Origin of the sequence: Klebsiella sp. 141240, assembly GCF_050600805.1 — a bacterium.
In the GTDB taxonomy this organism is placed as follows: domain Bacteria; phylum Pseudomonadota; class Gammaproteobacteria; order Enterobacterales; family Enterobacteriaceae; genus Klebsiella; species Klebsiella aerogenes.
In genome coordinates this window covers 42,463-66,600 of sequence record NZ_JAQIRK010000001.1, presented here as the reverse complement: position 1 = coordinate 66,600, position 24,138 = coordinate 42,463, and the positions used below count along the sequence as shown (strand labels likewise).

General features: G+C 56.6%; 22 protein-coding genes. 10 read left to right on the top strand and 12 right to left on the bottom strand.

Going from position 1 to position 24,138, the window contains the following annotated elements:
• The 7 genes from PGQ95_RS00325 (at position 1) to PGQ95_RS00295 (ending at position 6,839) form a co-directional block, all read left to right on the top strand.
• Complete coding sequence (locus tag PGQ95_RS00325; protein ID WP_430916651.1) at positions 1-237, top strand: non-oxidative hydroxyarylic acid decarboxylases subunit D; 237 nt, start codon at positions 1-3, stop codon at positions 235-237.
• 414 nt (positions 238-651) lie between these two features.
• Positions 652-1,188: a fimbrial protein gene (locus tag PGQ95_RS00320; protein WP_015703287.1), complete on the top strand. Its 537-nt coding sequence runs from the start codon at positions 652-654 to the stop codon at positions 1,186-1,188.
• 44 nt (positions 1,189-1,232) lie between these two features.
• Complete coding sequence (locus PGQ95_RS00315; RefSeq protein ID WP_015703286.1) at positions 1,233-1,919, top strand: fimbria/pilus periplasmic chaperone; 687 nt, start codon at positions 1,233-1,235, stop codon at positions 1,917-1,919.
• Positions 1,920-1,957: 38 nt separating this feature from the next.
• Entirely contained in the window at positions 1,958-4,549 is a 2,592-nt protein-coding gene (locus PGQ95_RS00310) for a fimbria/pilus outer membrane usher protein (protein WP_430916649.1), read from the top strand.
• Positions 4,549-5,100 (top strand): fimbrial protein, encoded by a 552-nt coding sequence (locus PGQ95_RS00305; RefSeq protein WP_087858568.1) that lies wholly within the window; start codon positions 4,549-4,551, stop codon positions 5,098-5,100. The genes PGQ95_RS00310 and PGQ95_RS00305 overlap by 1 nt, the downstream gene beginning before the upstream one ends.
• Positions 5,101-5,123: 23 nt before the next feature.
• Entirely contained in the window at positions 5,124-5,675 is a 552-nt protein-coding gene (locus PGQ95_RS00300) for a fimbrial protein (protein ID WP_213317180.1), read from the top strand.
• A gap of 21 nt (positions 5,676-5,696) precedes the next feature.
• Positions 5,697-6,839, top strand: a complete 1,143-nt coding sequence (locus PGQ95_RS00295) for a type 1 fimbrial protein (protein ID WP_430916647.1) — start codon at positions 5,697-5,699, stop codon at positions 6,837-6,839.
• Positions 6,840-6,895: 56 nt separating this feature from the next.
• Here the strand turns inward: PGQ95_RS00295 and mutS are convergent, their stop codons facing one another.
• The 6 genes from mutS to PGQ95_RS00265 form a co-directional block, all read right to left on the bottom strand.
• Entirely contained in the window at positions 6,896-9,457 is a 2,562-nt protein-coding gene (gene mutS / locus PGQ95_RS00290) for a DNA mismatch repair protein MutS (RefSeq protein ID WP_430916645.1), read from the bottom strand.
• Between the two features lie 180 nt (positions 9,458-9,637).
• Complete coding sequence (locus PGQ95_RS00285) at positions 9,638-10,417, bottom strand: heme ABC transporter ATP-binding protein (protein ID WP_430916643.1); 780 nt, start codon at positions 10,415-10,417, stop codon at positions 9,638-9,640.
• A complete protein-coding gene (locus PGQ95_RS00280) occupies positions 10,410-11,405 on the bottom strand; it encodes a FecCD family ABC transporter permease (RefSeq protein ID WP_087858563.1) in 996 nt (331 codons plus the stop codon). The genes PGQ95_RS00285 and PGQ95_RS00280 overlap by 8 nt, the downstream gene beginning before the upstream one ends.
• On the bottom strand, positions 11,405-12,223 hold the full coding sequence (locus tag PGQ95_RS00275) for a heme/hemin ABC transporter substrate-binding protein (RefSeq protein ID WP_430916641.1): 819 nt from the start codon (positions 12,221-12,223) through the stop codon (positions 11,405-11,407). The genes PGQ95_RS00280 and PGQ95_RS00275 overlap by 1 nt, the downstream gene beginning before the upstream one ends.
• Complete coding sequence (locus PGQ95_RS00270; RefSeq protein WP_430916639.1) at positions 12,220-13,251, bottom strand: hemin-degrading factor; 1,032 nt, start codon at positions 13,249-13,251, stop codon at positions 12,220-12,222. Before PGQ95_RS00270 ends, PGQ95_RS00275 begins: the two co-directional genes overlap by 4 nt.
• Positions 13,252-13,324: 73 nt before the next feature.
• Positions 13,325-15,676: a TonB-dependent receptor domain-containing protein gene (locus tag PGQ95_RS00265; RefSeq protein WP_430916637.1), complete on the bottom strand. Its 2,352-nt coding sequence runs from the start codon at positions 15,674-15,676 to the stop codon at positions 13,325-13,327.
• 323 nt (positions 15,677-15,999) lie between these two features.
• Between PGQ95_RS00265 and PGQ95_RS00260 the strand changes: the two genes are divergently transcribed.
• Positions 16,000-16,293: a SelT/SelW/SelH family protein gene (locus tag PGQ95_RS00260; RefSeq protein ID WP_430916635.1), complete on the top strand. Its 294-nt coding sequence runs from the start codon at positions 16,000-16,002 to the stop codon at positions 16,291-16,293.
• Between the two features lie 15 nt (positions 16,294-16,308).
• Here PGQ95_RS00260 and PGQ95_RS00255 read toward each other — a convergent pair whose 3' ends face one another.
• Together PGQ95_RS00255 and PGQ95_RS00250 are read right to left on the bottom strand one after the other, a co-directional pair.
• Entirely contained in the window at positions 16,309-18,018 is a 1,710-nt protein-coding gene (locus PGQ95_RS00255; protein ID WP_430916633.1) for a thiamine pyrophosphate-requiring protein, read from the bottom strand.
• A gap of 35 nt (positions 18,019-18,053) precedes the next feature.
• On the bottom strand, positions 18,054-18,995 hold the full coding sequence (locus tag PGQ95_RS00250; RefSeq protein ID WP_395226891.1) for an AEC family transporter: 942 nt from the start codon (positions 18,993-18,995) through the stop codon (positions 18,054-18,056).
• A gap of 183 nt (positions 18,996-19,178) precedes the next feature.
• On the opposite strand from PGQ95_RS00250, the gene PGQ95_RS00245 reads away from it, so the two are divergent.
• Positions 19,179-20,066 carry a LysR family transcriptional regulator gene (locus tag PGQ95_RS00245; protein WP_101705353.1) on the top strand — a complete coding sequence of 296 codons (888 nt, stop codon included), beginning with the start codon at positions 19,179-19,181 and terminating at the stop codon, positions 20,064-20,066.
• A gap of 60 nt (positions 20,067-20,126) precedes the next feature.
• Entirely contained in the window at positions 20,127-20,468 is a 342-nt protein-coding gene (locus PGQ95_RS00240) for a nitrous oxide-stimulated promoter family protein (RefSeq protein ID WP_271032887.1), read from the top strand.
• Between the two features lie 111 nt (positions 20,469-20,579).
• On the opposite strand, the gene PGQ95_RS00235 is transcribed toward PGQ95_RS00240, so the two are convergent.
• Genes PGQ95_RS00235 through PGQ95_RS00220 form a run of 4 tightly spaced genes read right to left on the bottom strand, consistent with a single transcriptional unit; the run spans position 20,580 to position 24,008 of the window.
• Positions 20,580-21,434, bottom strand: coding sequence for a metal ABC transporter permease (locus tag PGQ95_RS00235; RefSeq protein WP_430916630.1), 855 nt, complete (start codon positions 21,432-21,434; stop codon positions 20,580-20,582).
• Entirely contained in the window at positions 21,428-22,276 is an 849-nt protein-coding gene (sitC, locus tag PGQ95_RS00230) for an iron/manganese ABC transporter permease subunit SitC (protein WP_015370015.1), read from the bottom strand. The genes PGQ95_RS00235 and sitC overlap by 7 nt, the downstream gene beginning before the upstream one ends.
• Positions 22,273-23,094 (bottom strand): manganese/iron ABC transporter ATP-binding protein, encoded by an 822-nt coding sequence (locus PGQ95_RS00225; protein WP_047740375.1) that lies wholly within the window; start codon positions 23,092-23,094, stop codon positions 22,273-22,275. The genes sitC and PGQ95_RS00225 overlap by 4 nt, the downstream gene beginning before the upstream one ends.
• Entirely contained in the window at positions 23,091-24,008 is a 918-nt protein-coding gene (locus tag PGQ95_RS00220) for a metal ABC transporter substrate-binding protein (RefSeq protein WP_430916628.1), read from the bottom strand. Before PGQ95_RS00220 ends, PGQ95_RS00225 begins: the two co-directional genes overlap by 4 nt.
• Positions 24,009-24,138: the final 130 nt, after the last annotated feature.

Below are 24,138 nucleotides of genomic sequence, written 5' to 3'. Positions count from 1 at the left end.
ATGATTTGTCCACGTTGCGCTGATGAACAAATTGAAGTGATGGCGACGTCGCCGGTAAAAGGGGTATGGATCGTTTATCAGTGCCAGCACTGCCTCTATACCTGGCGTAATACCGAACCGCTGCGTCGTACCAGCCGCGAACATTATCCGCAAGCGTTCCGCATGACGCAGAAAGATATTGATGAGGCGCCGCAGGTACCGCATATTCCACCGCTGTTGGCGAAAGATAAGCGTTAAATGACTGGCCCGGATATTCCGGGCCTTTTTATTTAGAATTAAAGGGCGTGACAAGTATTTTTAATTAGATTATAACTAATGACGTAATCATTAATGGTTATAATTCACATCTTGTCAGCTATCATTACTCATTTTTGCTTCTCCCTGGTCGTTTTTTCAAACAGTCAACCCTCCGTAAGTTTTTAATTAAATACATCCAGTTTGAATCAATCTGTAAATATCTTGTAGTCTAAATATGGACTCGAACGAGTATTTAGAAATACATATTAACGTCCATTTTTGTCGAAGCGAGTTAATAAGCATTATCACTGAACGTGCATTATTTAATGGGCGTTTGGTGATAATGCTTTTCGATTGTCATGATGACAGCGTTAATAATTGCGATGTTTATTATTTTTATTGGGATATTAAAGAATGAAACTTACTAAAATCGGCGCAGCTCTGGTTCTGACTTTTGGCATGAGCGCGGCAGCGATGGCATCTAACACCATTACCTTTAACGGTGAAGTGCTGGAGACGGGTTGCAACATCACTGTTGATGGCGGTACTCCGGATGCAACCGTTGAACTGGGCAGCGTGGCAGCAACTGATTTGGTAGCAAAAGGTGACCTCGGCGCGCCGAAACAGTTCGTTTTTAATCTGGACCAGTGCCCGACTGCGTCCAATGTCAATATTGTCTTCTCTGCGCCGGTTGACCCGGTGGCTGGTGATGACTCGTACTTCGCGAATACTGCCAGTGGGGTTGGCGTCACTGCTGCACAAAACGTTGCCGTTCAACTGAAGCAAGGCGGTTCTAATGGCACCATCGTGAAGAACAATGCAGACAACGATCCTATTACCCTGGACTCTGGCTCTGCTACCGAGACCTACACCGCATCGATGATTGCTGTTGATCAGGCTGTTGCTGGTACGGTTCAGTCCGTCGTGACCTATAACGTCCGTTATAACTAATCCTGAAGGAGGGGAAACCCTCCTTATATTTTTGTGAGTGCATAATGAAACCCATCGCAGCTTTTGTTTTTTGTGTGGCCGCCGTTGCCAGCCTGAATGCGTCTGCCAGTATCGTTACCGGCGGAACGCGGGTGATTTTTGACGGCTCCCATCAGGCCGCCTCGTTATCCGTGGAAAACTCGGACAAAGTTACCAATCTTGTGCAATCCTGGGTCAGTCCCGCCGAAGGTAGCGCGCTGAAAAAAGAAACTATGATTATTACGCCGCCGCTGTTTCGCCTCGAAGCCGGGAAAAAAGCGTCGATCCGTATTGTTCGTTCAGGGATGCCGGTTCCGGAAGATCGCGAATCATTATTGTGGCTAAACGTAAAAGGTATTCCCGCTACGGATGATAGTTCTGCTGGCAAAAATACCATGCAGATTGCCATCAATTCGAAAATTAAGCTGATCTATCGCCCGGTTGCGCTCAAAGGCCAGTCGCCGGAAAGCAGTGCAAATAAAGTGGTATGGAAGCCGGCTGCCGGCGGTGTGCAGGTCAATAACCCGACGCCGTTTTATATGAACTTCTCCCGCATAGAAATTAATAATCATGCGCTCAGCGGCCAATATTTTGTCGCACCGTTCTCCACGCTGAATATTTCCGAAGGGAAGATCCCCTCCCACGGCAAAGTGACCTGGTCGCTGATTAATGATTACGGCGTGAAAGGTCAGGACAAAGTCTCTTCATATTAATCGGCACGGTACGTATCCCGTACGGATACAGGGTAATAATGGAAAAAGTTAAGCATACCTATGTCCTTTCTTTAGGGCTGGGGCTCAGTATTGCCTTCAGTTCTTTCAGCGCCATTGCTCAGGAACATTTTAACCCTCGTCTTTTGGAAACGGATAGTACAGAGACGCCAATGATGGATCTCAGTCTGTTTGCCAAAGATGAGGTACCGCCTGGTGACTATAACGTCGATATTTATATCAACGGTAGCCTGGTGGATACTAAAACCATTTCCTTTCGCAAGCTGTCGGACGACAAAAACACCACCGCCGGGCAGGTTGTTGGAGCGTGCCTGAGCGTGTCTGAGCTGAAAGCCTGGAATGTGCGGGTCGATAACTACTTTAGCGAACAGGACAAAGCCAGCGAGTGCGCCAGCCTGCAGGCTATTCCGGGTCTGGAACAGAAAATGGATCTGGCGAATCAGCGCTTTGATCTCACTATCCCGCAGGTTGCCCTGCTCAACACCGCCCGTGGCTACGTTTCGCCAGAACGATGGGATGAAGGTATTGCCGCCGGTTTGCTTAACTACAGCGTCTCTGGTCAGCAGGATTTGCACCACCGTAATGGCGTGGACAGTAGCAACCAGTTCGTCAGCCTACAGCCGGGGCTGAACCTGGGGGCGTGGCGTTTGCGTAACTATTCCACCTACAGCCACTCTGAATCCGAAAGTGAGTGGGATTCGGTGTACACCTACGCTTCCCGCGATATTAAATCTCTGAAAAGCCAACTGGTTCTCGGGCAGGGCACCACCCGTGGCGGCGTGTTCGATAGCGTGGGTTTTACCGGGGTACAGATGTATTCCGATAATGATATGAAGCCGGACAGCATGCAGGGCTTCGCGCCGGTGATCCGCGGTATCGCCCGCAGCAACGCCGAGGTCACGGTGTACCAGAACGGACACAGCATCTATAAGGCTACGGTGCCGCCGGGGCCATTCGAATTCAGCGATATGTACCCGACCGGTAGCTCCGGCGACCTGAAAGTGGTGATCAAGGAGTCTGATGGTTCGCAAAGTAGCTTCATCGTCCCTTACGCCACATTGCCGGTGCTACAGCGCGAAGGACAGGTGCAGTATGGCCTGGTGGCGGGTAAAACCCGCCAGGACGGCTCGGATTCGCGGGCGGAAGACTTTAACTTTGTCCAGGGATCGGCGGCCTGGGGCGTCGGCAAAGGCGTGACGCTGTACGGCGGCTATATTCAGGCGGAAGACAAATACTCCAACCTGATTGCCGGTACCGGTTTTAACCTCGGCAGCGCCGGTGCGCTCTCTTTTGATATTTCACAGTCGTGGGCGGATGTCCCGCAGCCGGACAATATACGGCAGATGGAACACCATAGCGGCCAGTCGTACCGCGTGCGCTACAGCAAGACGCTGCAGCAGACCAACACCGATATTGCGGTGGCTGGCTACAAATTCTCAACCCGCGGTTATCTGTCGTTCCAGGATTTCCTCAATGATTGGGACCCGGGCAACAGCGCCATCGATAACGGTCGCGAACGTAACCGTTTCGACGTGACTATCTCGCAGACGCTGCCTTTCGGTACGTTATCCCTGACCATGTATGACGCCTCCTACTGGAACAGCCAGCACGCCGACTCGCTGAACCTCGGCTTCAGCAGCACGCTGGGGCCGGTATCGTACTCGCTGAACTATGCGCACACGAAAAACGTTGATGGCGGTTATGGCAACGATTCCGATGAATACGATGACGATAACGTCTTCTCGCTTAACTTTAGCGTACCGTTCAGCGCCTTCAGCAATAGTGAAGCGGCGCAGTCGATTTCGGCTAACTACTCGATGAACAGCAGCAAACACGGCGATACCACGCATAACATCGGTATTTCCGGCACCGCAATGCAGCAAAACCAGCTCAACTGGCAGGTATCGGAAGGCTATAACGCCGATGCAGAAGCGACCAACGGCAACGTTACCGTCGGCTACCAGAGCTCGTATGCCGATGTGTCCGCCGGTTACAGCTACGACGACTACAGCCGTCGTCTGAACTATAGCCTGCGCGGCGGAATGGTGGTTCACAGCGGCGGTATTACCCTGGCCCGTCAGTTGAATGACAGCGTAGCGCTGGTGGAAACGCCGGGCGTCTCCGGGGTGCCGATCAATGGCCAGACTAACGTCCATACCGACTACTTTGGTAATGCGATTGTGCCGTACGTGCGTCCGTACCACAGTAACCAGATTTCGCTCAATACCGTGGAGGCCAGCGATGCCACTGCGGCCATTGATAACGTCGCCAAAACCGTGGTGCCGACCAAAGGCGCGGTGGTCCGCGTGAAGTACAACACCTGGATTGGCCGGAAGGCGATGATGACGTTGATCTTCAACGGTAAGTCGGTGCCGTTCGGCGCGGTAGTCACGCAAACCAGTGATGATTCGGACGACACCCGCAGCAGCATCGTCGGCGACAGTGGCGAAGTGTACCTGGTTGGTCTCGCCGATAAAGGGCAACTGATGGTCAAGTGGGGCGACGGGGCGAACAAACAGTGTGCCGTTGACTACTCACTGGCGGGCGCGAAGTCGCAGGCCGATATTCTGTTTATCAACGGGATATGTCATCCCGTCCCGGGGGCTCACTGATGTCACGCTTTCATTTTGCTACCGTCCGACGCATGGCGGCGACGGGCCTGCTCTTCGTTGCCGGGCTGCCGTCTGCGCTGGCGTACAACACACAGGATGTCATTAACTTCAGCGTCACGGGGAATATTGTGGCAGGCAGCTGTAATGTTAGCTATCCCGCGACCGTTGAACTGGGAACCTATCTGCCAACGGATTTTATTAATGAGGGCGATAGCACGGACAATGTCCCGTTCACCGTCTCTTTCACTAACTGTTCTCCCTCGCTGACTAAAGCGACGGTAGCGTTTACCGGTGCCGTAGATGGAACCCAGCCATTCTATTTTGCCAACGGGATTACGGCAGAGGGGGGCGGGGCAACCGATGTTGCACTGGAATTATTAACCGATGCGGATCACTGGCAAATGTCTAACGGGCAGAGTCATGACGTCACTCTCGAGTCAGACAGTCATGCCGGTGAGATAATTTTTGTCGCAAGAATGGCAACCCCAGGCCACAACCCCGGTACCGGGGAGTTCCAGAGCGTCGTCACCCTGAACGTTGTTTATAACTAGTTACCTGATAAAAGGCAGGAGAGATGTCAAAATTTTTATATGCTGTTCTGTTTTTAACGGGGATGCTGGTTAGCGCAATGCCAGCTCTGGCTCGGGATAATAATCTCCAGCAGACACGTGATATTACCTTTCACGGCAGGATTGCCGCAGGGACCTGTAATGTCACCACTCCTGAAACCGTAGATCTGGGGAAATACTATAAAGGAGACTTTTCTGTTGCCGGCGGTAACACCGGCAACGTTCCAGTCACCATCAGTTTTGACAGCTGTACTGCTGAAATCAGCCAGGCCACCGTCACTTTCACCGGCACACCCTATTCCGAAGACTCGACCTATGGCTCGGTCATTTATGCCAATCAGGTGACGCCTGATGCCGATGGCGCTACCGATGTTGGATTGCAGTTGTTCGATTATCCAGCTATCCACGTGGCGCTGGCCAATGGGGTGAGTTATCCGGTACCCATTGAAAATGGCGCGGGCGCATTGAAATTTATTGCCCGCATGTACACCCCTCATGGCGCCCCAACGGCGGGTAAATTCAGCTCCGCGGTCACGTTGAACGTGACCTATAACTAACCCCGATTTAAGGCAAACAACGTGTTAAAATTTTTATATGCCACCCTGTTATTGTTGGGGCTGTTTCCGCTGGCGGCCCAGGCGGTTTGTCATCGTATCGACGACACGCCATCGCAATCTTATGTTGCGATGCCGCAGCAGCTACTGGTCTCCAGTAAAAATTATGCGCCGGGCGAGATCCTTTATGACTCCGGATATATGTCCGGCGGCACGACAACCATCAAGAACTGTGCGGGGACCTATTACGTCGGCTTTCACTACGCCGGCGCGTTAACCACTGCCAGCCCGCTGCAGGATAATGTTTATCCGCTGAGTAATGGCTCAACCGCCACCGGGCTCGGTATTCGCGTCTATACCATTAATCAGGCGGGTCCGTTTGATGACGAACGGGCGATCGATAACAGCTGGCAGGAACACGATGCCGGGGCGGGCTCCGACCACACCCTCAACAATTCCGCTTATCGGGTGCAAATTATCGCCACCGGCGGGCCGATAACCAGCGGCACGTTTAACGTACCGAGCCCGCTGGCGCGGGTCGACTATCGCGAAACGCAGAGTATTGATAGCAGTGATGGCGACATCGCCTCCACGCTGACGCTGTCGACCACCACGGTTGAAGTACATGCGATGGGCTGTACGGTGGATGTGGCGAGTCTCAACTTCCCAATGGGGGATGTCGAAGTGTCGGCATTTGATAGTACCGGCTACGTCTATTCCGGTCCGGAAAAAAACGTCAATCTGACCTGCGAGCCGGGAACCAATGTCTCGATGACCATGAATGCGGCGACGGTGTCCGGCGATAACTCAACTATTGCGCTATCCGATAATGGCGACGGGAGTACGGCGACGGGGGTGGGGGTACAGCTGGAAAGAAAACTTCCCAATGGCGGATTCTATGTGTTGATGAGCGCAGGCCAGACGGTACCGATCTTTTACTCAAAGCGCAGCGACACTTCAACCTGGTCTGCGGGGACCGACGCTGATGGCGCTACTCCCTTTTCCGGAGATACCGGCACGGCTAGTACCTATGCTGACGCGACCAACCCTGGCGGCGCTTCCGCCAATGAAACTCTGACCTTCCGGGCTAACTACCATAAAATAGGGGAAACCATTACCCCCGGTACCGCCAATGCCACCGGGACGATCACCCTGCAATATAACTGATGCTAAAAACAAAAAGCCTGACGATGACGCCAGGCTTTTTGCTATTTAGCGGCTAATTACACCAGGCTTTTCAGGCGGTAAATCCACTCCAGCGCCTGACGCGGGCTCAGTGAATCCGGGTCAAGATTCTCCAGCGCTTCCAGCGCCGGTGAGGTCTCTTCCGGCGCGGAGAGCAGCGACATCTGCGTACCATCAACCTGCGTGGCGGCGGCATTTGGCGAAATGCTCTCCAGCTCGCGCAGTTTCTGTCGCGCGCGTTTGATCACTTCTTTCGGCACCCCTGCCAGCGCGGCGACCGCCAGGCCATAGCTCTTGCTGGCCGCGCCGTCCTGCACGCTGTGCATAAAGGCGATGGTATCGCCGTGCTCCAGCGCATCGAGGTGCACGTTGGCCACGCCTTCCATTTTTTCCGGCAACTGGGTGAGCTCGAAGTAGTGGGTAGCGAACAGGGTCAACGCTTTGATCTTATTTGCCAGATTCTCCGCGCAGGCCCACGCCAGCGACAGACCGTCGTAGGTAGACGTACCGCGGCCGATCTCGTCCATCAGCACCAGGCTGTGTTCGGTGGCGTTGTGCAGAATATTGGCGGTTTCGGTCATCTCCACCATGAAGGTGGAACGGCCGCTCGCCAGGTCATCCGCCGCGCCGACGCGGGTAAAGATGCGGTCGATCGGGCCAATTTCTACCTTCTGCGCCGGCACGTAGCTGCCGATATAGGCCAGCAGCGCAATCAGCGCGGTCTGGCGCATATAGGTACTTTTACCGCCCATGTTGGGCCCGGTGATGATCAGCATGCGGCGCTGCGGCGCCAGCTGCAGCGGGTTGGCGATAAACGGCTCTTTCAGTACCTGTTCCACTACCGGGTGACGGCCTTCGGTAATGCGAATGCCGGGTTTATCGATAAAGGTCGGGCAGCAGTAGTTGAGGGTTTCCGCGCGTTCCGCGAGGTTCACCAGTACGTCCAGCTCGGCCAGCGCGCTGGCGCTGATTTGTAAGTCGGCCAAATGCGGCAGCAGCTTTTCGAACAGGTCGTCATAGAGCTGTTTTTCCAGCGCCAGCGCCTTGCCTTTTGAAGTCAGGACCTTATCTTCGTATTCCTTCAGTTCCGGAATAATGTAGCGTTCGGCGTTTTTCAGCGTCTGGCGGCGCACGTAGTGAATCGGCGCATGCTGGCTCTGGCTGCGGCTGATCTGGATGTAGTAACCGTGAACGGCATTGTAGCCGACCTTCAGGGTATCAAGGCCCAGGCGCTCACGTTCGCGGATTTCCAGTTTGTCGAGATAATCGGTCGCGCCATCGGCCAGCGCTCGCCACTCATCCAGCTCTTCATTATAACCCGGAGCGATAACGCCGCCGTCACGCACCAGTACCGGCGGCGCGTCGATGATCGCGCGTTCCAGCAATTCGCGTAGCTCGGCGAACTCACCCATTTTCTCGCGCAGCTGTTGCACCGGCTGACAGTCAACGTCGGCCAGCAGCTCGCGCAGCAGCGGCAGCTGCTGGAAGGCATGACGCATACGGGCTAAATCGCGCGGGCGGGCGGTACGCAGCGCCAGACGCGCCAGAATACGCTCGAGATCGCCGACCTGACGCAGCACCGGCTGCAGCTCGGTATAGCGTTCTTGTAAGGCGCCAATTGTTTGTTGGCGTTCAACCAGCACCGCGGTATCGCGTACCGGCATATGCAGCCAGCGTTTGAGCATGCGGCTGCCCATCGGCGTGACCGTGCAGTCGAGTACCGAGGCAAGAGTGTTATCAACGCCGCCGGCGAGATTCTGGGTGATCTCCAGATTGCGACGGGTGGCGGCATCCATAATGATGCTGTCCTGCTGGCGTTCCATAGTGATGGAACGAATGTGCGGCAGCGAGGTGCGCTGGGTATCTTTGACGTACTGCAACAGGCAGCCGGCGGCGCACAGCCCGCGCGGGGCGTTTTCAACGCCGAAGCCCACCAGATCGCGGGTGCCGAACTGCAGGTTGAGCTGCTGGCGCGCGGTGTCTATTTCGAACTCCCATAGCGGGCGACGGCGCAGGCCGCGGCGGCCTTCAATCAGTGAAGATTCGGCAAAATCTTCCGCATACAGCAGTTCCGCCGGATTGGTACGTTGTAGTTCCGCCGCCATGGTCTCGCGGTCGGCCGGTTCGCTCAGGCGAAAGCGCCCGGAGCTGATATCCAGCGTCGCGTAGCCGAAGCCCTTGCTGTCCTGCCAGATGGCGGCCAGCAGGTTATCCTGGCGCTCCTGCAGCAGCGCTTCATCGCTGATGGTGCCCGGCGTGACGATGCGTACCACTTTGCGTTCTACCGGCCCTTTGGTGGTAGCCGGATCGCCAATCTGTTCGCAAATCGCGACCGACTCGCCCTGATTCACCAGTTTAGCCAGATAGTTTTCCACCGCGTGGTGGGGGATGCCGGCCATGGGAATCGGTTCGCCCGCGGAAGCGCCGCGTTTGGTCAGCGAGATATCGAGCAGCTGCGAGGCGCGTTTGGCGTCGTCATAAAACAGCTCGTAAAAGTCGCCCATCCGGTAAAACAGCAGGATCTCCGGATGCTGAGCCTTCAGCTTCAGGTACTGCTGCATCATCGGGGTATGGGCGTCTAAATTGTCGATTGTGCTCATAGGGTGTTATCCAGGTCCCTGATTTTTAATGGAGTGCGATTTTGTTATTGTCGTCGTTATCGCATGAGGAAGACATGATAACGGAGATAGGCATTTGAGGGAAAGTGACGAAGTGGACGCAGCGATCCTGATTCCACTTCTCGAACGCGCGGCCATCGCTAAGCTGGCCGCGCGTGACGTTCAGGGCGCCAGATAAACCTGCGGAATCGCTTTTTCCGGATGCTGGCCGAGGCGCACGTCCGCGCCGTACCAGCGGCTAATGATATCCTGCTGGATAACCTGATGCGGCGTGCCCTGCGCCACCACCTGTCCCTGGTGTAGCAGCAGAATCTGGTCGGCCCACAGGGCGGCGAGGTTGAGATCGTGCAGCACCACGCAGACATGTAGCTGGCCGGTAGCGGTCAGACGCTTGAGCAGGCGTAACAGATGCTGCTGGTAATAGAGATCCAGCGCCGAGGTGGGTTCATCCAGAAACAGCCATCCCTGCGGCGCGCCGTTTTGCCACAGTTGCGCGAGGCAGCGGGCCAGCTGTACCCGCTGCTGCTCGCCGCCGGAAAGCGACGGATAGCGCCTGCCGCGCAAATGATCGCAGCCGGTTTCGGCCATAACATCGCGCAGAGTCTGCGGACTGGCGGTCGCTTCCCACGGCGAGCGCCCCATGGCGATAACCGTTTCCACCGTCCAGTCGGCCTGGAGTGGAGTGCGCTGCAACATCACCGCCCGGCGGCGCGATAGCGCCTGCGGCGACCAACGCTCCAGCGCTTTGCCGTCCATCATGCGTTCGCCGCTGTCCGGGGTAAGGAAGCCGGTTAGCAGCCGCAGGAGGGTGGATTTTCCCGCGCCGTTCGGGCCGATCAGCGCGGTCATCTCGCCGCCGCGAAGCGTCAGCGAAACCTGGTCAATCACCTGTCGTTGGCCGAGCCGCAGCGACAGCCCTTGCGCCCGATAGTCTTTATCCATGGATTGGTTTCTCCCGACGAAATATCAACCACAGGAACCACGGCGCGCCCAACAGGCTGGTCAGCAGCCCCACCGGCATCTCCGCCGGCGCGGCGACGGTGCGCGCCAGGGTATCGGCAATCAGCAGCAGAATCGCGCCCGCCAGCAGCGAGCCAGGGATAAGCCCGCGGTGGTCCGCCCCCAGCCACAGTCGCATTAGATGCGGCACCACCAGGCCGATAAAACCGATGACGCCGCTTATCGCTACCGCCGCGGCAACCAGCACCGCGCTACATAACAACAGCAGCCGTTGCAGCGCCCGCACGTTAACGCCGAGGTAGTGCGCCTCTTCATCACCGAGTTGCAGCAGGTTAAGGCGTGACGCCATCCACCACACCGCTATTGACGCCGGAATAATCAAGCTAGCCGCCACCAGCAGCGTCGGCCATTCGGCCTGGCCGAGGCTTCCCATCCCCCACAGCGACAGCTGGCGTAGCTGAGCATCGTTGCTTAGCCAGGCCAGCACGCCGACCAGCGCGCCGCATAAGGCGTTGATGGCGATCCCCACCAGCAGCAGCCGCGACAGCGAACCGTCACCTGCGCGGCTGAGGATAAAAATCACTGCCATCACCGCCAGGCTGCCGATAAACGCCGCCAGCATCGGCATATACAGGGCTAACAGCGCCGGCACGCTGAGCGGCAGCACCAGCCAGCAGGCCACCGCCAGCGCCGCGCCGCTGCTGATGCCCAGAAGCCCCGGGTCGGCGAGCGGGTTGCGAAACAGCCCCTGCATCACGCAGCCGGACAGCGCCAGCGCGGCGCCGACCAGCAGCGCCAGCAGCACCCGCGGCAGACGGATCGTCAGCCAGATATGGCGCAGGATTTCATCGCCGGAGGGCAGCAGGTTGACCAATGGCAATCGCATTGCGCCGAGGGTGGTGGCGTAGAGCGTCAATGCGACCAGCAGCAGCGCCATTAACAGCAAATGGCGAACGAGGGCAGGGCGCATCAGGGCAGCTGCTCCGCTTTTTTCCGCAGTTCGAGGATCGCCTGCGGCGTACGCGGGCCGAAGCCAAGCAGGGCCATATCGTCGATCGCCAGTAGTTGTTTATGGCGGCCAGCGGGCGTTTGCGCCAGACCGGGCAATTTCCATAACCCGCTTTCGCCGCCCATCCCTTTGAGGCCATCGGCGGAAATTACCACCAGATCCGCCTGGCTTGCGGCCACCCCTTCTTGCGACATCGCGCGATAATGGTCAAAGCCCTGCATCGCGTTTTGCAGCCCGGCAGCGCGGATCGCGCCATCGGCGGCGGTGTTCTGCCCGGCCACCATGGTATTCATCCCGCCGTGGCTGAGGATAAACAGTACCCGTTTGGCGATAGGCTGTGTGGGAAGGGCGGCTATCTGCTGCTGGACCTGCTGGCGCAGTACGTCGCCCGCCGGTTTTTTGCCTAATGCTTTGGCGATAACGGCGATTTTGTTATCGATGGCGGCAAGGTTATCGCCGCCCGGCACGTTGACGACCGTCACCTTGCTGTCCTGCACTTTCTGCAGCACCAGCGACGGCTGCGCCTCCGCGCTGGCCAGTACCAGCTGCGGGCGTAAGGAGAGGATCCCCTCGGCGTTTAACTGCCGTAGATAGCCGATGTCCGGCAGCTTCTGTGCGGCGGCAGGCCAGGTGCTGGTGCTGTCCTTCGCCACCAGCTGCTGCCCGGCGTTCAGCGCATAGACAATTTCGGTGACGTCGCCGCCGAGGGAGATTACCCTGTCGGCGGCCGCGCTGGCGAACAGCGGCAGTGCGGCAAGCAGTATTCCCCAACGTTTCATGCCGGCTGCCCTTCCGCGCACAGACGCGCCACCTGCGCGCGCCACTGTTCTTGCTCCGGGTGGCCTTCGCTGCGCTGGCCGTACAGCTGGGCGATTTGCGTACCGTCTTTGGCAAACAGTTCGACGCTGGTGACGTGGCCATCGGAGGTCGGTTTACGGGTGACCCAGATTTCATCCACGCTGTCTTCGCGAAGATGAAGTGTAAAGGCGCTGTTGAAGATGTTGATCCAGCCGCGCATCGGCGCCAGCTTTTCCAGCGCGCCGGTGAAGATCTGCACGCAGCCGCGGTTGCCGACGAAGATCATGATTTCATTGCCGTCCTGGCGCACCGTTTCCAGCAGTCCCGGCAGAGCATTATTGTCGATGCGGCAGGCCAGATCGTCGCTCACCAGGCGGAAGGCCTGCTGACGGGAAAGGTTGTGTTTACGCAACAGGCCGAAGAACTGATGTACATCGGTCATCGCGCGCCACTCCTTTTCCAGCGCCGCGGCGTCGGCGGAGTCGGCGTACTTTACGCGGTCGGCCGGGCGAATCGTCAGCGCGCCGGGCGCCGTCTCGCTGAATTTGGCTACCAGCGTTTGCCATGCCGCTATATCGGTTTGCCCGGTGGCGTAAACCTTTAGCAGCGCATCGCCGTGCGGGTCAAAGAACTGGATGCTCTGGCGGCCGTTATCGTTGAGGTGGAACACGCTCGACCACTGGCTGAGGAACAGGCGCAGGTCGAGCGCCCGCGGGTTGAGCACCAGCCCGGCGTGGCCGCTCAGGTGCTGATGGGTAAATTCGCCGACCTGCTCGTGCACCGCGTATTCGTTGCGGCAGATGCATTTGGTTTCGCCGACGCTCTCCAGGGCGGCGATAATCGCCCGTACGTCGTCGTGCAGACGCACGGCATCGTGACCGACGCGCGCGGCGGTTAATTCGGCTTCGCTAATTCCCATCTCTGCGGCGATGTCGCGGGCATATTTGGCGGTGGAGCGGGCTTTGGTGGCCTGGTAGCGCTGCCACAGATCGTCGTGTGCGTTTTGCATAATTCACATCCTTCTCTACGATGAATTTCCCCGGCCCGCGGGCCGGGGGGCAGGTTTGTTATTATTCGGGCGATCAGAAATCGATATTCACGCCCAGTTGCCAGGTCCTTCCGGGCATCACAGCCAGCGCTTTATCGTTGGCATCCTGATTGGTACTGGTCTCGATGTTGCGGCTGCTCAGGTAGTCCCAGTATTTACGGTCGGTAATGTTGTAAACCCCGCCGTTAAGACGAACGTTCTTCGCCACCTGCCAGTAAGCGGTCCAGTCCAGCATGCCGTAGCCCGGCACGCGCATATATTCGGTGCTGGAATCGGCCATGGCGGAGCCGGTATTGTTATAGCTCTCGCGGCTGGTGGCGGTGGCCTGTTTGCCCTTAACAAAGGTGGCGGTCAGCGCCGTACCGTAGCGCTTAGCCGGATCGTCCCACGCCACGCCGACGATCGCTTTCATCGGCGCGACGCTGTCGAGGTCGACGTATTTATCGCCGTAGTAGCTGGATTTCGATTTCCCTTCGCTATAGCCCCAGGCGAGGGTGGCGCTCAGGCCATCTACCTGCTCAAACCAAGTGCCGAAGTTAAATTTAGTGCTGATCTCGCCGCCGTAGATATAGGCCTTATCGCGGTTTTCCGCTTGATAAATGGTGTAAATATTCGACGGGACGTTAGTGAATTTGCCCGGATTGTTGGCGCGCGAATAGCGCGTATAGGCGATAAAGTTCTTATAGCTGTTGTAGAACAGCGCGGTACGCACGGTGATGCCTTCGGTGACTTCACCCTTGATACCCCATTCGATATTGTCGCTGGTCTCGGTTTTCAGATCGTTGTTGCCGATAAGCGCGTACTGCTGGCTGCCGGCATAGCTGGAGCCCAGGTTCCACGAACCATACAGCTGGCTGGCATTCGGGAACTGCGCGCCGCGCTGGTACTGCAGATAGGTCATCAGCCGCGGCGTAATGTCGTACTGGAACGTCAATGACGGCAGCACCTGGGTGTCGCTGTTTTTACCATACAGATTCGCCACCGACGATTCGGTGAGCACGCTGCTGTTGGCGCTAAGATCGGACAGATCTTCCGGTTTAGTGGACTGATGCGTTACGCGTACGCCGGGAATAATCGCGAAGTTGTGGCTATCGAGGTCGAAGTTGATCTTATCCTGCACGTAGCCGCCGAGGGTGTAGCTGCGGCTGTCCGCTTCCGGCTGCATAATTTCGCTGTAGACGCTGGGGATCGGCGACTGGCTAAACGGCCGCTGGGTTTTGGTCGTGCTGGCGTTAAAACCGGCGCTCAGGTCGTGGCGGCCGATACTTTTCGCGAGCATAGTCTGCAGGCCCCAGGTATCGGTATCGTAGTCTGAATTGACCGTCTGCATTTTGCGGGTGACGCTATCCGGCATCCAGGTCCAGTCGTGAGCCTCGGTATGCTGGTAATACACCTTGGTCGAGACGCTGTCGATGTAATCGTTCAGCGGCGTCCAGTCATCTTTTAGACTCAGCCCCCAGCGCCGCGTCTGGTTGGTTTGGTTGGCGGTGCCGATCACGCTGTTACCGCTGGAGTCCCACGAATCGAAGTGGCTGTGGTTGGTCTTGTGATAGTAGTCGAAGGTGCTGGTGAACTTATGTTCATCGTTCGGCTGCCAGATGCCGGAGGCCATAAACGCGTCAGAGTGCCAGTTTGCCGGGTAAGCGTCGACGCTGCCGCTGTTGTTCTCGGTTTCCTGGCCATCGCGGCGGCTGTAGACGAAAATGCCGCGCAGCGTTTCATCGCCGCCGGCGACGGTGACGCCGTTATGCCAACTGCGGTCGGAAGAGTCGTAGCCGCTCTGGTAGCCAAAGGCGCTGGTTTTGCCCGGGCGCAGATAGTCATCCGCCGATTTCGGGCGGAAGGAGACGTTGCCGCCGATGGCGCTGTTAGCGGTCTCCGTTGAGGTGGCGCCGGACTGAATATCCACGCTGCCGTACATATAGGGATCGATATAATCGCGGCCAATGCCAAAGGTGTTGAGGCCGGAACGGCCGACGTAGCCGCGGCCGGTGGCGTTCGGCTGGGCAATGCCGTCAACATCGATGCCGACGCGGTTGCTTTCAAGACCGCGGATGTTGTAGCCGGTATAGCCGCCGCGATCGAAACCGCTTTTACCATTGCCGGAACCGCCGCTGGCGCCGGTGGCGCTGATGAGGGGTTCATAACGCATGATTGAGCCGAAGTCGTTGGCGCCTTTGTCCTGCAGCTCCTGCGCGCTCACCGAGTGCTCGCTGCCGGCTTTCAGCTGTGGGGCCGGGGCGGTCACCACCATCTGTTCCGCGCTATCCGTCGTGTTATCCTGTGTCACGGCCGCGATAGCGGCATTCTGCGCGATTGCTGCGAGCAGAGAAGTCGCCAGCAGGCTTTTCTTACACCATGCTGCTGATTGAGTCGATTTGTACATTTGTAGCCACGCCTTGATAATTATTAGTATCGGCTCACGCGTTACTTCCAGAGTGCAGGTTGGTCCGTGTTTTCCCTGGCGGACAGTGGTATTCCTGATTTAGTAATTGCGAATGGTAATGATAGGTATTATCGTTTGCAACAAAATATTTACCTATACCCTAAATAATTCGAGTTGCAGGCAGGCGGCGACGCAGAGAAGCCCCAGGAGCTTACTCAAGTAAGTGACTGGGGTGAGCGAGGAAGCCAACGCACATGCAACTTGAAGTATGACGGGTATATTCTGCATTTTGTTTACATTCCTTCGGACGAGAGCAACACAACATGACTCATAAAGCGGCGATTACCATTCACTACTGTTCCCAATGCAACTGGATGCTGCGCGCCAGCTGGATGGCCCAGGAGCTGCTGCATACCTTTAGTACCGATATCGCTTCGGTCACGCTGGTGCCCGGTAGCGGCGGCATTTTTACGGTGAGCGTCGATGAGGCGCTCATCTGGGAGCGCAAACGGGACGGCGGTTTCCCGGACGCTGCCGAGCTGAAACGGCGGGTGAGGGACGTCTGCTTCCCGGAAAAAGCGCTGGGGCACGTGGATAATGCCGGGAAGCAGATCTAAAACGGCTGGTTGCGATTAACGTCCTAGTTCAACGTTGACCAGTACGCTTTGTCGGCGAGTGCGAATAATAGCGACCGCCTCTTCCAGTACGCCGGGGAGATCTTCCGCCAGCGAAACCGTCAGCGCAGCCGCGCGGCTGGAGGCGGCGAGCGCGGCGAAATCTGGCGACGACGAAAACGCGGTGGCCGGAATAGCTTCCATTTTGGCGGCATAGCCGTCGGGATAGAGCGCTTTGGTGCCGCCCGCTACCGCTCCCCAGCCGCCATTGTTGCCAACCACCACCAGTACGGGAAGCTTCATCACTTCCGCGATGTGATGACATACCGCCGGATTGGCAAAGAGATAGGAGCCGTCGCCCACGGCGGCGATGATTAGCTCGCCTCGCCGGGCGAGCTGCAGCCCTAAGGCGATGGGCAACGCTTCACCCAGACCACCCGCCAGCGCTTCCTGGTAATAACTGTCCGCCTGAGTCAGGCCGGCGAACTGCGGCATTGTTGTCAGTTCGGAGACGATCTTCCCCTGATGTTGATTGGCAAGCTGACCCAGACAGTAGCTCAGCCAGGGTTTGCCAATCGCCCCTTTTTGACCGGCGTGGAGGAGGGCTTCCCGTTGGCTCTTCGCGTGTTGTATCAGGCTAAGCACATGCTTTTCACGTTCAGCCACCTGCTGTTGCTTCGCTGCCACAAGCGGCTGGAGCGCCTCTTGTAAAAGTTCGAATACCTCGTCGGTTTCTCCGGCCAGATTGATATCGGCGCGATAACCGCGGACGGGGTAGCGGGAAAAAAGCGGATCGGGGCCGATCTGGATAAGCTTACAGCCGTCGTTGCAGCAGCTTTCTTCGATGATCCACGGGGCCTGTGAGTCGATAACGATGATGACGTCGGCGGCGGAAAGCCAGCCTTCGGGATCGCTGCCGGCCAGCATAGGATTGTCGCTGCCGAGGGTGACTTCAGTACCCCAGTATTCCACCACCGGAATGGCCCACTCCTTAACCAGGGTATTGAGCCGCGCAAAGCCCCCGGACGTTCGCGCGCCGCGCTGGGCAAAGATGACCGGCTGTCTGGCATTGGCTATCGCATCGGCGGCGCTGGCAATATCCGCCCGCGTTGGCGCATAGCGGACCGGCTGTTGAGTTGGTGCGGCATGAAGCGCTTGTTCATCGATCGTGAATGTTTCGCATAGCGGCTCGCGGGGCAGGCTTAAATACACCGGCCCCTTTGGCAATGAACGGGCTATCGCCCATGCTCTGTCAACATGCTCGCCGACCTGATCGGCAATGCGTAATTCGAAGTCCCATTTCACCGACTCGCGAATGAGCGCCGCCTGATCGCGCATCTCCTGGCCGTAGCCAATCGGCGTGTTGCGACAACCAAAGTGCGAATGCTCGCTAATCGGCGTACGTCCGCCAAAAATCAGCACCGGAATATTGCTGTTGGCCAGATTGATGACGCCGCAGGCGGCATTGGCCAGGCCTACGTTAGTGTGAACCATGACGGCCTGCACTTTCCCGCTCCCGAGATAATAGCCGTGGGCCATGCCGATTGCGGCGTTTTCGTGGGGACATATCACCAGCTCCGGTACCTTTTGTCCCGTGGCGCGCATTTTGGCCCACGCTTCAATAACCGGGGGATAATCGGTACCCGAATTAATAAAAATATAGGCCACGTCGAGGGCCTGAAGCCGGTGCAGTAATAATTCAGCGGCCGATACAGTGATAGAAGTCATATTCTCTCCGGATTAACGCGATGTTATCGCCGTGATTAAAAGGTCAGGAAAATAAATGCGCCCATCGTAATGATGGAAGTAATAATACTTAGCGCCATGGTCGAGGCCATCTCTTGCTCGCCGGACTTATATTGCATGGCAATAATAATGGCGATCGAGCCCACAGGAATCGCCATCGTTAATACCACTTGTTTTATTTGCTCCATGCTGAAACCCATTTTTAACAAAATGAGGTAGCAGGCGCCGGGCACAAGAATATTACGGGCGATAACGGTAATAATGGTGGCGGAGGTGATGACAATGCTGCGAGTATAGAGCACGATGCCTGCGGCAAACAGCGCCAGTCCGCCGGAGGCCTTACCCAGCAGACCTAGCGACATTGATACGGTTTCTGGAATATGAATATCCATTAATACTAATATCAGCGCGACAACCGGCGACCATACCACCGGCTGCTTGATGGCGTTGATGACCCGCGTGGCAAAAGAGATATTCTGGCTTTTATCCCCCGTTGCAATGGACATCAGAATCATCACCAGCGGGAGCTGGAAGACATTTTGCGTAATACTGGAAACAGTAATTAATGAGGCGCTGACGGTGCCGAATAAAAAAGCCAGTACCGAGGTGCCAATGAAGGGAACGGCCGGCGAGCCGATGGCCAGAGCCTGTAGGGTACTGAGTGCCAGGGAGCGTTTACAGATATAACGGGCGATAGCTAAGGGAATAAGGAAACTCAGAATTAGCGCCAGGATAATAGCGATAGCGACAGGGCCCATACTCATCACGATATGCCGCGGCGTCATGACCATATTACTGAAAATGCTCAGCGGTAAAGCATACAGCATCACAATTTTATTAATATCACCAGCCTGCTGCCAGTTAAAGTCTTTGCGTTTACCGCTGATATAGCCAATGAGAACGGTAATGATAACGGGTAAAATAGCGCCGAGGATTAATAGGATGTTGTTCTGTGTCATAGTGATTTATTCTCATTATAAATTATCGTTAGGGGCAGGGTGTTGAACTATAAATATTGAGAGTGTTCACCCCGGAAATTCGCCGCTGTTGCACTATTCATTTTTTTCGTTGCTTACTGCATTCTTGACGCAAAAAGAAGCGTGAGGGAAATGTAAAAATAATTCGTTCAATGAGTAATTGTCATGGCTATGAAAATTAAACAAATACAAGCCTTTCTTACCGTCGCCAGCGAAGGGAATTTAACTCTGGCAGCGGAGAAAATGGGGATTACGCAATCCGGGCTAAGCCGATTGTTGCTGACCCTGGAGGAGGATCTGAATGCTACCTTATTTGAACGGCATAAGCATGGAATGGCGTTAAGCGAGTACGGCAGCGCGTTTTTACCCTATGCCATGACAATGTTGAACACGGAGAACAAAGCCAGAGAGGAAATGGCGCTGATCCGCGGGGCGGGCAAGGGGATTTTGAGAATCGGCTGCGTATCCAGTCTGTTAACCAGCCATTTTATTGATAAATTAGCCGCCTTTCATAAACGCCATCCCCAGATACACATCAAAATATTCGACCGCATTGACTCAGAGTTGTTTAAGTTGCTGCTGATGCATGAAATAGACATCGCCCTCTGCGGGCCTTTACCTCATGACGATAAAATCGTGGTGCGTGGAAAGATTAACTGGCAGGACCGTATTTGCATCATCTCGAGGCCAGATCATCCATTGCAAAAGGCCAGGCATTTGTCGCTGGCGGCGATGCTGGATTATCCGTGGATCATGCCGCCGCCGTTAAGCACGCCGATGCTTATCCTTGAAGATATTTTTCGCTCGCATCAGTTACCCTGTCCGGTTCCCATTATCGAGTGCGCTTCATCCGCGGCGATAAAATCCTTTATTGCTGAGAGCGATCTTTTAACGTCAATGCCTGCCCCCGTCTATCGACTGGAAGAGAAGCTTGGATTGTTGCGACCGCTGGAAGCGGAGGGCAGCGTGTTTGTCAGAGATTTCTATGCCTGGAGCCATTTTGGCGTGTTATCCGGAGCCGCTCTGCAGTTAATCCAGCATCTGAAGCAGTGAGATGCCCTGACAGATACAAAAGTGTATAATAAATGCATCTTATTGGCTTGAGGTTGTGACATGGGCAAACGCATCGAACGTGAAAAAAAGACTATCAGCTGTATGATTCGGCTGTATCAACGCCGCTGCCCGGACGCCCGTGACGAAGGTGAGCATTACCAGGCGCTTAATATCTACGCCGACAAGCGGCTGGATAAGTGCGTATTTGGCGAAGAGAAGCCGGCCTGTAAACAGTGTCCGGTACATTGCTATCAGCCGGCGAAGCGAGAAGAGATGAAGCGGATCATGCGCTGGGCCGGGCCGCGGATGCTCTGGCGGCATCCGATTCTGACCATTCGTCACCTGATTGACGACAGGCGGCCGGTGCCGGAGCTGCCGGAAAAATACCGGCCGAAAAAATAGCGGCCTTTCCACGGTTTGCGCTGCGCTTCGCCGCCACCGGGATCGCGGTTGAAGGATCGTAGGTCGGATAAGCCTAGCGCCATCCGACAATTCTCCCTGCTCGCGCTGGCGTTAACCGCCATCGGAGATCGTTGCTGACACCCTCTGTTTTTGGGCGTCACGAATAGTACTGGCGACGAAGGCCAGCACGAACAGCGCGGTAAATAGCACCACGATGGTTGGCGCCGGGGCGCTATCGAGATAAAACGACAGCCAGACGCCCGCCAGCGAACAGCCCACGGCGATTACCGTTGCCAGCAATAATGCGCTGACAAAGCGCCGCGTCAGCAGCAGAGCGATAGCGCCGGGCGCTATCAGCAGCGAAATCGACAGAATAATCCCCACCGACTTTAACGTCGCGACGATAGTCAGCGCGATCATGCACAGCAGACCATAATGCAGCAGCCCGCAGCGCAGGCCGCTGGCTTTGGCCTGATTGGGATCAAAGGCGTGCAGTAAAAAATCGCGCCACTTTAGCCCGATAATCAGCGCAATCGCCAGCGCAATCACCGCCGTTTGCCCGATATCGCTAACGGATATTCCCAGCATATCGCCAAACAGAATGTGGTCGAGATGGACCTCGGATTGAATCGCCACGTACAGCACCAGCCCGGCGCCGAACATCCCCGAAAAGACGATCCCCATAATGGTATCGCGCTTGATGCGGCTGTTATCGTCGAGAAAACCGGTGGCGACGGCGCAAAATAAGCCGGCAATAAACGCGCCGATGGCGAAGGGGATGCCAATAATGTAGGCCACCACCACGCCGGGAAACACCGCGTGGCTCATGGCATCGCCCATCAGCGCCCAGCCTTTTAACACCAGAAATACCGACAGCAGCGCACAGGGGACGGCGACGATCGTCGCCACCAGCATCGCGTTGACCATAAACGGAAACTGTAATGGTTCAAGGAGCATCGTTAGCATGAGGCCTCCCTGGCGCGACGGCGGTTGGCCAGCAGGCCGTGCTTCGGCGCAAAGACAAAGGTAGCTAAGAACAGCAGCGTCTGCGCCACCACGATGATGCCGCCGGTGGCGCCATCAAGATAGTAGCTCAGCCACGCGCCGAAGAAGCTGGTCAGACTGCCGATAGCGACGGCGATGGCCAGCAGACGCGGGAAGCGGTCGGTTAACAGCCAGGCGGTGGCGCCGGGCGTCACGACCAGACAGATGACCAGAAACGCGCCGACGGTTTGCAGCGCCGCCACGGTGCAGGCGGCCAACAGAGTGAAGAACAGCAGCTTCAGGCCGCTGGTGTTAAGGCCAATCGAGCGGGCGTGGTTTTCGTCGAAGAAGGTGACCATCAGGTCTTTCCACTTCAGCAACAGGATCGCCATCGAAATAAAGCCAATCGCCGCCAGTTGGATAATATCCTCCGGAGCGATGGCGAGGATATTGCCGAGAATAATGGTCTGAATGTTCACCGAGGTCGGATTCAGCGACACCATAAACAGGCCGATGCCGAAAAACGAGGAGAAAATCAGCCCGATGATGGCATCCTCTTTTAGTCGCGAACGCTGGTTAAGAAACAGCATGCTGCCTGCCGCCAGGCCGCCGGAGAGAAACGCGCCGAGCGCAAAGGGCAGGCCGAGCATATAAGCGCCGGCGACGCCGGGAACGATCGAGTGGGAGAGGGCGTCGCCAATCAGCGACCAGCCTTTGAGCATCAGGTAGCAGGAGAGAAAGGCGCAGACGCCGCCGACTAATGCCGAGACCCACATCGCGTTGAGCATGTATTGATAGCCAAACGGCTCCAGCAGCCAGCTCATCGTTGCCCCCCCGCCGCGCGATGGCTGATAAACGGTCGCTCATCGTCGGTGATAATGCGCTCTTCCGCGCCGGTGAGCGTGACGTGACGCAATACGCCGCTGAAGGCCAGCTCCAGATTCTCGGCGGTGAAGGTGGTTTCCGTCGGGCCGCTGGCCAGCACGGTGCCTTTCACCATCACCGTATAATCGCAAAATTCGCTGACTGAACCGAGGTTATGGGTAGAGACCAGCATGGTACAGCCTTCGTCGCGCAGTTCTCGCAGCAGGGTGATGATCCGCGCCTCGGTCTGCACATCGACGCCGGTAAAAGGCTCATCGAGCAGGATGACTTTGCCTTCCTGAGCAATGGCGCGGGCGAGGAACACGCGCTTTTTCTGCCCGCCGGAGAGCTCGCCAATCTGTCTTTTGCGGTATTCGCTCATCCCTACGCGGGCCAGCGCGGCATCGACAATCTGCCGGTCGCGGGGCTTCGCCCGCCGCAGCCAGCCCATATGACCATAGCGGCCCATCATCACTACATCTTCCACCAGCACCGGAAAAGACCAGTCCACCTCTTCCGATTGCGGTACGTAGGCAACAAGATTTTGCCGTAGCGCGCGGTTGACCGGCTGGCCGAGAATGGCGATATCGCCGTGGCCGACGCGCACGAAACCCATCAGCGCTTTGAACAACGTGGATTTACCGGAGCCGTTGACCCCCACCAGCGCGGCAATCGATCCGCGCGGAACGCTGAACGAGGCATCGCGCAGGGCGGTGTGGCCGTTGCGATAGGTCACCGTGACCTGGTCGACGATAAGTCCCGCTTGCGGCGCAATCATGACTGTTTCCTCAGGCCATCGTTGATCCCTTTGACGATGGTTTCGGTGGTGACACGCAGCAGGTCAAGATAAGTCGGCACCGGGCCGTCGGCGGCGCTTAGCGAGTCAACATACAGCACGCCGCCATAGTGGGCGCCGGCTTCACGGGCGACCTGTCGCGCCGGTTTGTCGGAGATGGTGCTTTCACTGAAGATGGTCGGGATATGCTCCTTCTTCATGGTGTCGATGGTTTTACGCACCTGCTGCGGCGTGCCCTGCTGGTCGGCGTTAATCGGCCACAGATAACGGTCCTGCAGGCCGTTATCGCGCGCCAGATAGGAGAATGCGCCTTCGCTGGTAACCAGCCAGCGTTTGTCCGCCGGCAGTTTCGCCAGTTCGGCCTTCAGCGGCGCCATGGTCTGGCGGATTTTATCTTTGTAGGCGTCGGCGTTGCGGCGATAGGTGTCGGCATTGACGGGATCGTATTTCATCAGCGCATCGCGAATGTTATCGACGTAGATCAGCGCATTATCCGCCGACATCCACGCGTGCGGGTTAGGTTTGCCGTTGTAGGGGCCATCGCTGATGCCCATCGGCTGAATACCGTTACTGACCACGACTTCCGGTACGCCGTTCAGGTGCTGATAAAAACGGGCGAACCACAGTTCGAGGTTGAGGCCGTTGGCGAGAATAAGCTTCGCCCCCTGCGCGCGTTTGATATCGCCCGGCGTCGGCTGGTATTCGTGAATTTCCGCGCCCGGTTTGGTGATTGAGCTGACGTCAGCGGCGTCGCCGGCGACGTTCTGCGCCATATCGGCGATCACGGTGAAGGTGGTAATGACTTTGAATTTTTCCTGCGCCTGAGCGGGGGCGATAGCAAGCAGCGCTAATGCGGCGGAGAACAACAGGTGCTTGAACGGCGGCAGATGCGTCATAGGATCCCTCACGGTATTGCGATTAATTAATCATCGTTTATAGCTTTTGCTATGTTATATAGCACAAGCTATTTATAAATGAAAATAATTCTTATTTAGATGTTGAGGTAATGATTAGGTTGAGAAGGAT

What these genes read in the sequence shown, in the direction of transcription:
- PGQ95_RS00325 (WP_430916651.1), top strand. Translation starts at nt 1, where the DNA reads ATGATTTGTCCACGTTGCGCTGATGAACAAATTGAAGTGATGGCGACG.
- PGQ95_RS00320 (WP_015703287.1), top strand. Translation starts at nt 652, where the DNA reads ATGAAACTTACTAAAATCGGCGCAGCTCTGGTTCTGACTTTTGGCATG.
- PGQ95_RS00315 (WP_015703286.1), top strand. Translation starts at nt 1,233, where the DNA reads ATGAAACCCATCGCAGCTTTTGTTTTTTGTGTGGCCGCCGTTGCCAGC.
- PGQ95_RS00310 (WP_430916649.1), top strand. Translation starts at nt 1,958, where the DNA reads ATGGAAAAAGTTAAGCATACCTATGTCCTTTCTTTAGGGCTGGGGCTC.
- PGQ95_RS00305 (WP_087858568.1), top strand. Translation starts at nt 4,549, where the DNA reads ATGTCACGCTTTCATTTTGCTACCGTCCGACGCATGGCGGCGACGGGC.
- PGQ95_RS00300 (WP_213317180.1), top strand. Translation starts at nt 5,124, where the DNA reads ATGTCAAAATTTTTATATGCTGTTCTGTTTTTAACGGGGATGCTGGTT.
- mutS (WP_430916645.1), bottom strand. Translation starts at nt 9,457, where the DNA reads ATGAGCACAATCGACAATTTAGACGCCCATACCCCGATGATGCAGCAG.
- PGQ95_RS00285 (WP_430916643.1), bottom strand. Translation starts at nt 10,417, where the DNA reads ATGGATAAAGACTATCGGGCGCAAGGGCTGTCGCTGCGGCTCGGCCAA.
- PGQ95_RS00280 (WP_087858563.1), bottom strand. Translation starts at nt 11,405, where the DNA reads ATGCGCCCTGCCCTCGTTCGCCATTTGCTGTTAATGGCGCTGCTGCTG.
- PGQ95_RS00275 (WP_430916641.1), bottom strand. Translation starts at nt 12,223, where the DNA reads ATGAAACGTTGGGGAATACTGCTTGCCGCACTGCCGCTGTTCGCCAGC.
- PGQ95_RS00270 (WP_430916639.1), bottom strand. Translation starts at nt 13,251, where the DNA reads ATGCAAAACGCACACGACGATCTGTGGCAGCGCTACCAGGCCACCAAA.
- PGQ95_RS00265 (WP_430916637.1), bottom strand. Translation starts at nt 15,676, where the DNA reads ATGTACAAATCGACTCAATCAGCAGCATGGTGTAAGAAAAGCCTGCTG.
- PGQ95_RS00260 (WP_430916635.1), top strand. Translation starts at nt 16,000, where the DNA reads ATGACTCATAAAGCGGCGATTACCATTCACTACTGTTCCCAATGCAAC.
- PGQ95_RS00255 (WP_430916633.1), bottom strand. Translation starts at nt 18,018, where the DNA reads ATGACTTCTATCACTGTATCGGCCGCTGAATTATTACTGCACCGGCTT.
- PGQ95_RS00250 (WP_395226891.1), bottom strand. Translation starts at nt 18,995, where the DNA reads ATGACACAGAACAACATCCTATTAATCCTCGGCGCTATTTTACCCGTT.
- PGQ95_RS00245 (WP_101705353.1), top strand. Translation starts at nt 19,179, where the DNA reads ATGGCTATGAAAATTAAACAAATACAAGCCTTTCTTACCGTCGCCAGC.
- PGQ95_RS00240 (WP_271032887.1), top strand. Translation starts at nt 20,127, where the DNA reads ATGGGCAAACGCATCGAACGTGAAAAAAAGACTATCAGCTGTATGATT.
- PGQ95_RS00235 (WP_430916630.1), bottom strand. Translation starts at nt 21,434, where the DNA reads ATGCTAACGATGCTCCTTGAACCATTACAGTTTCCGTTTATGGTCAAC.
- sitC (WP_015370015.1), bottom strand. Translation starts at nt 22,276, where the DNA reads ATGAGCTGGCTGCTGGAGCCGTTTGGCTATCAATACATGCTCAACGCG.
- PGQ95_RS00225 (WP_047740375.1), bottom strand. Translation starts at nt 23,094, where the DNA reads ATGATTGCGCCGCAAGCGGGACTTATCGTCGACCAGGTCACGGTGACC.
- PGQ95_RS00220 (WP_430916628.1), bottom strand. Translation starts at nt 24,008, where the DNA reads ATGACGCATCTGCCGCCGTTCAAGCACCTGTTGTTCTCCGCCGCATTA.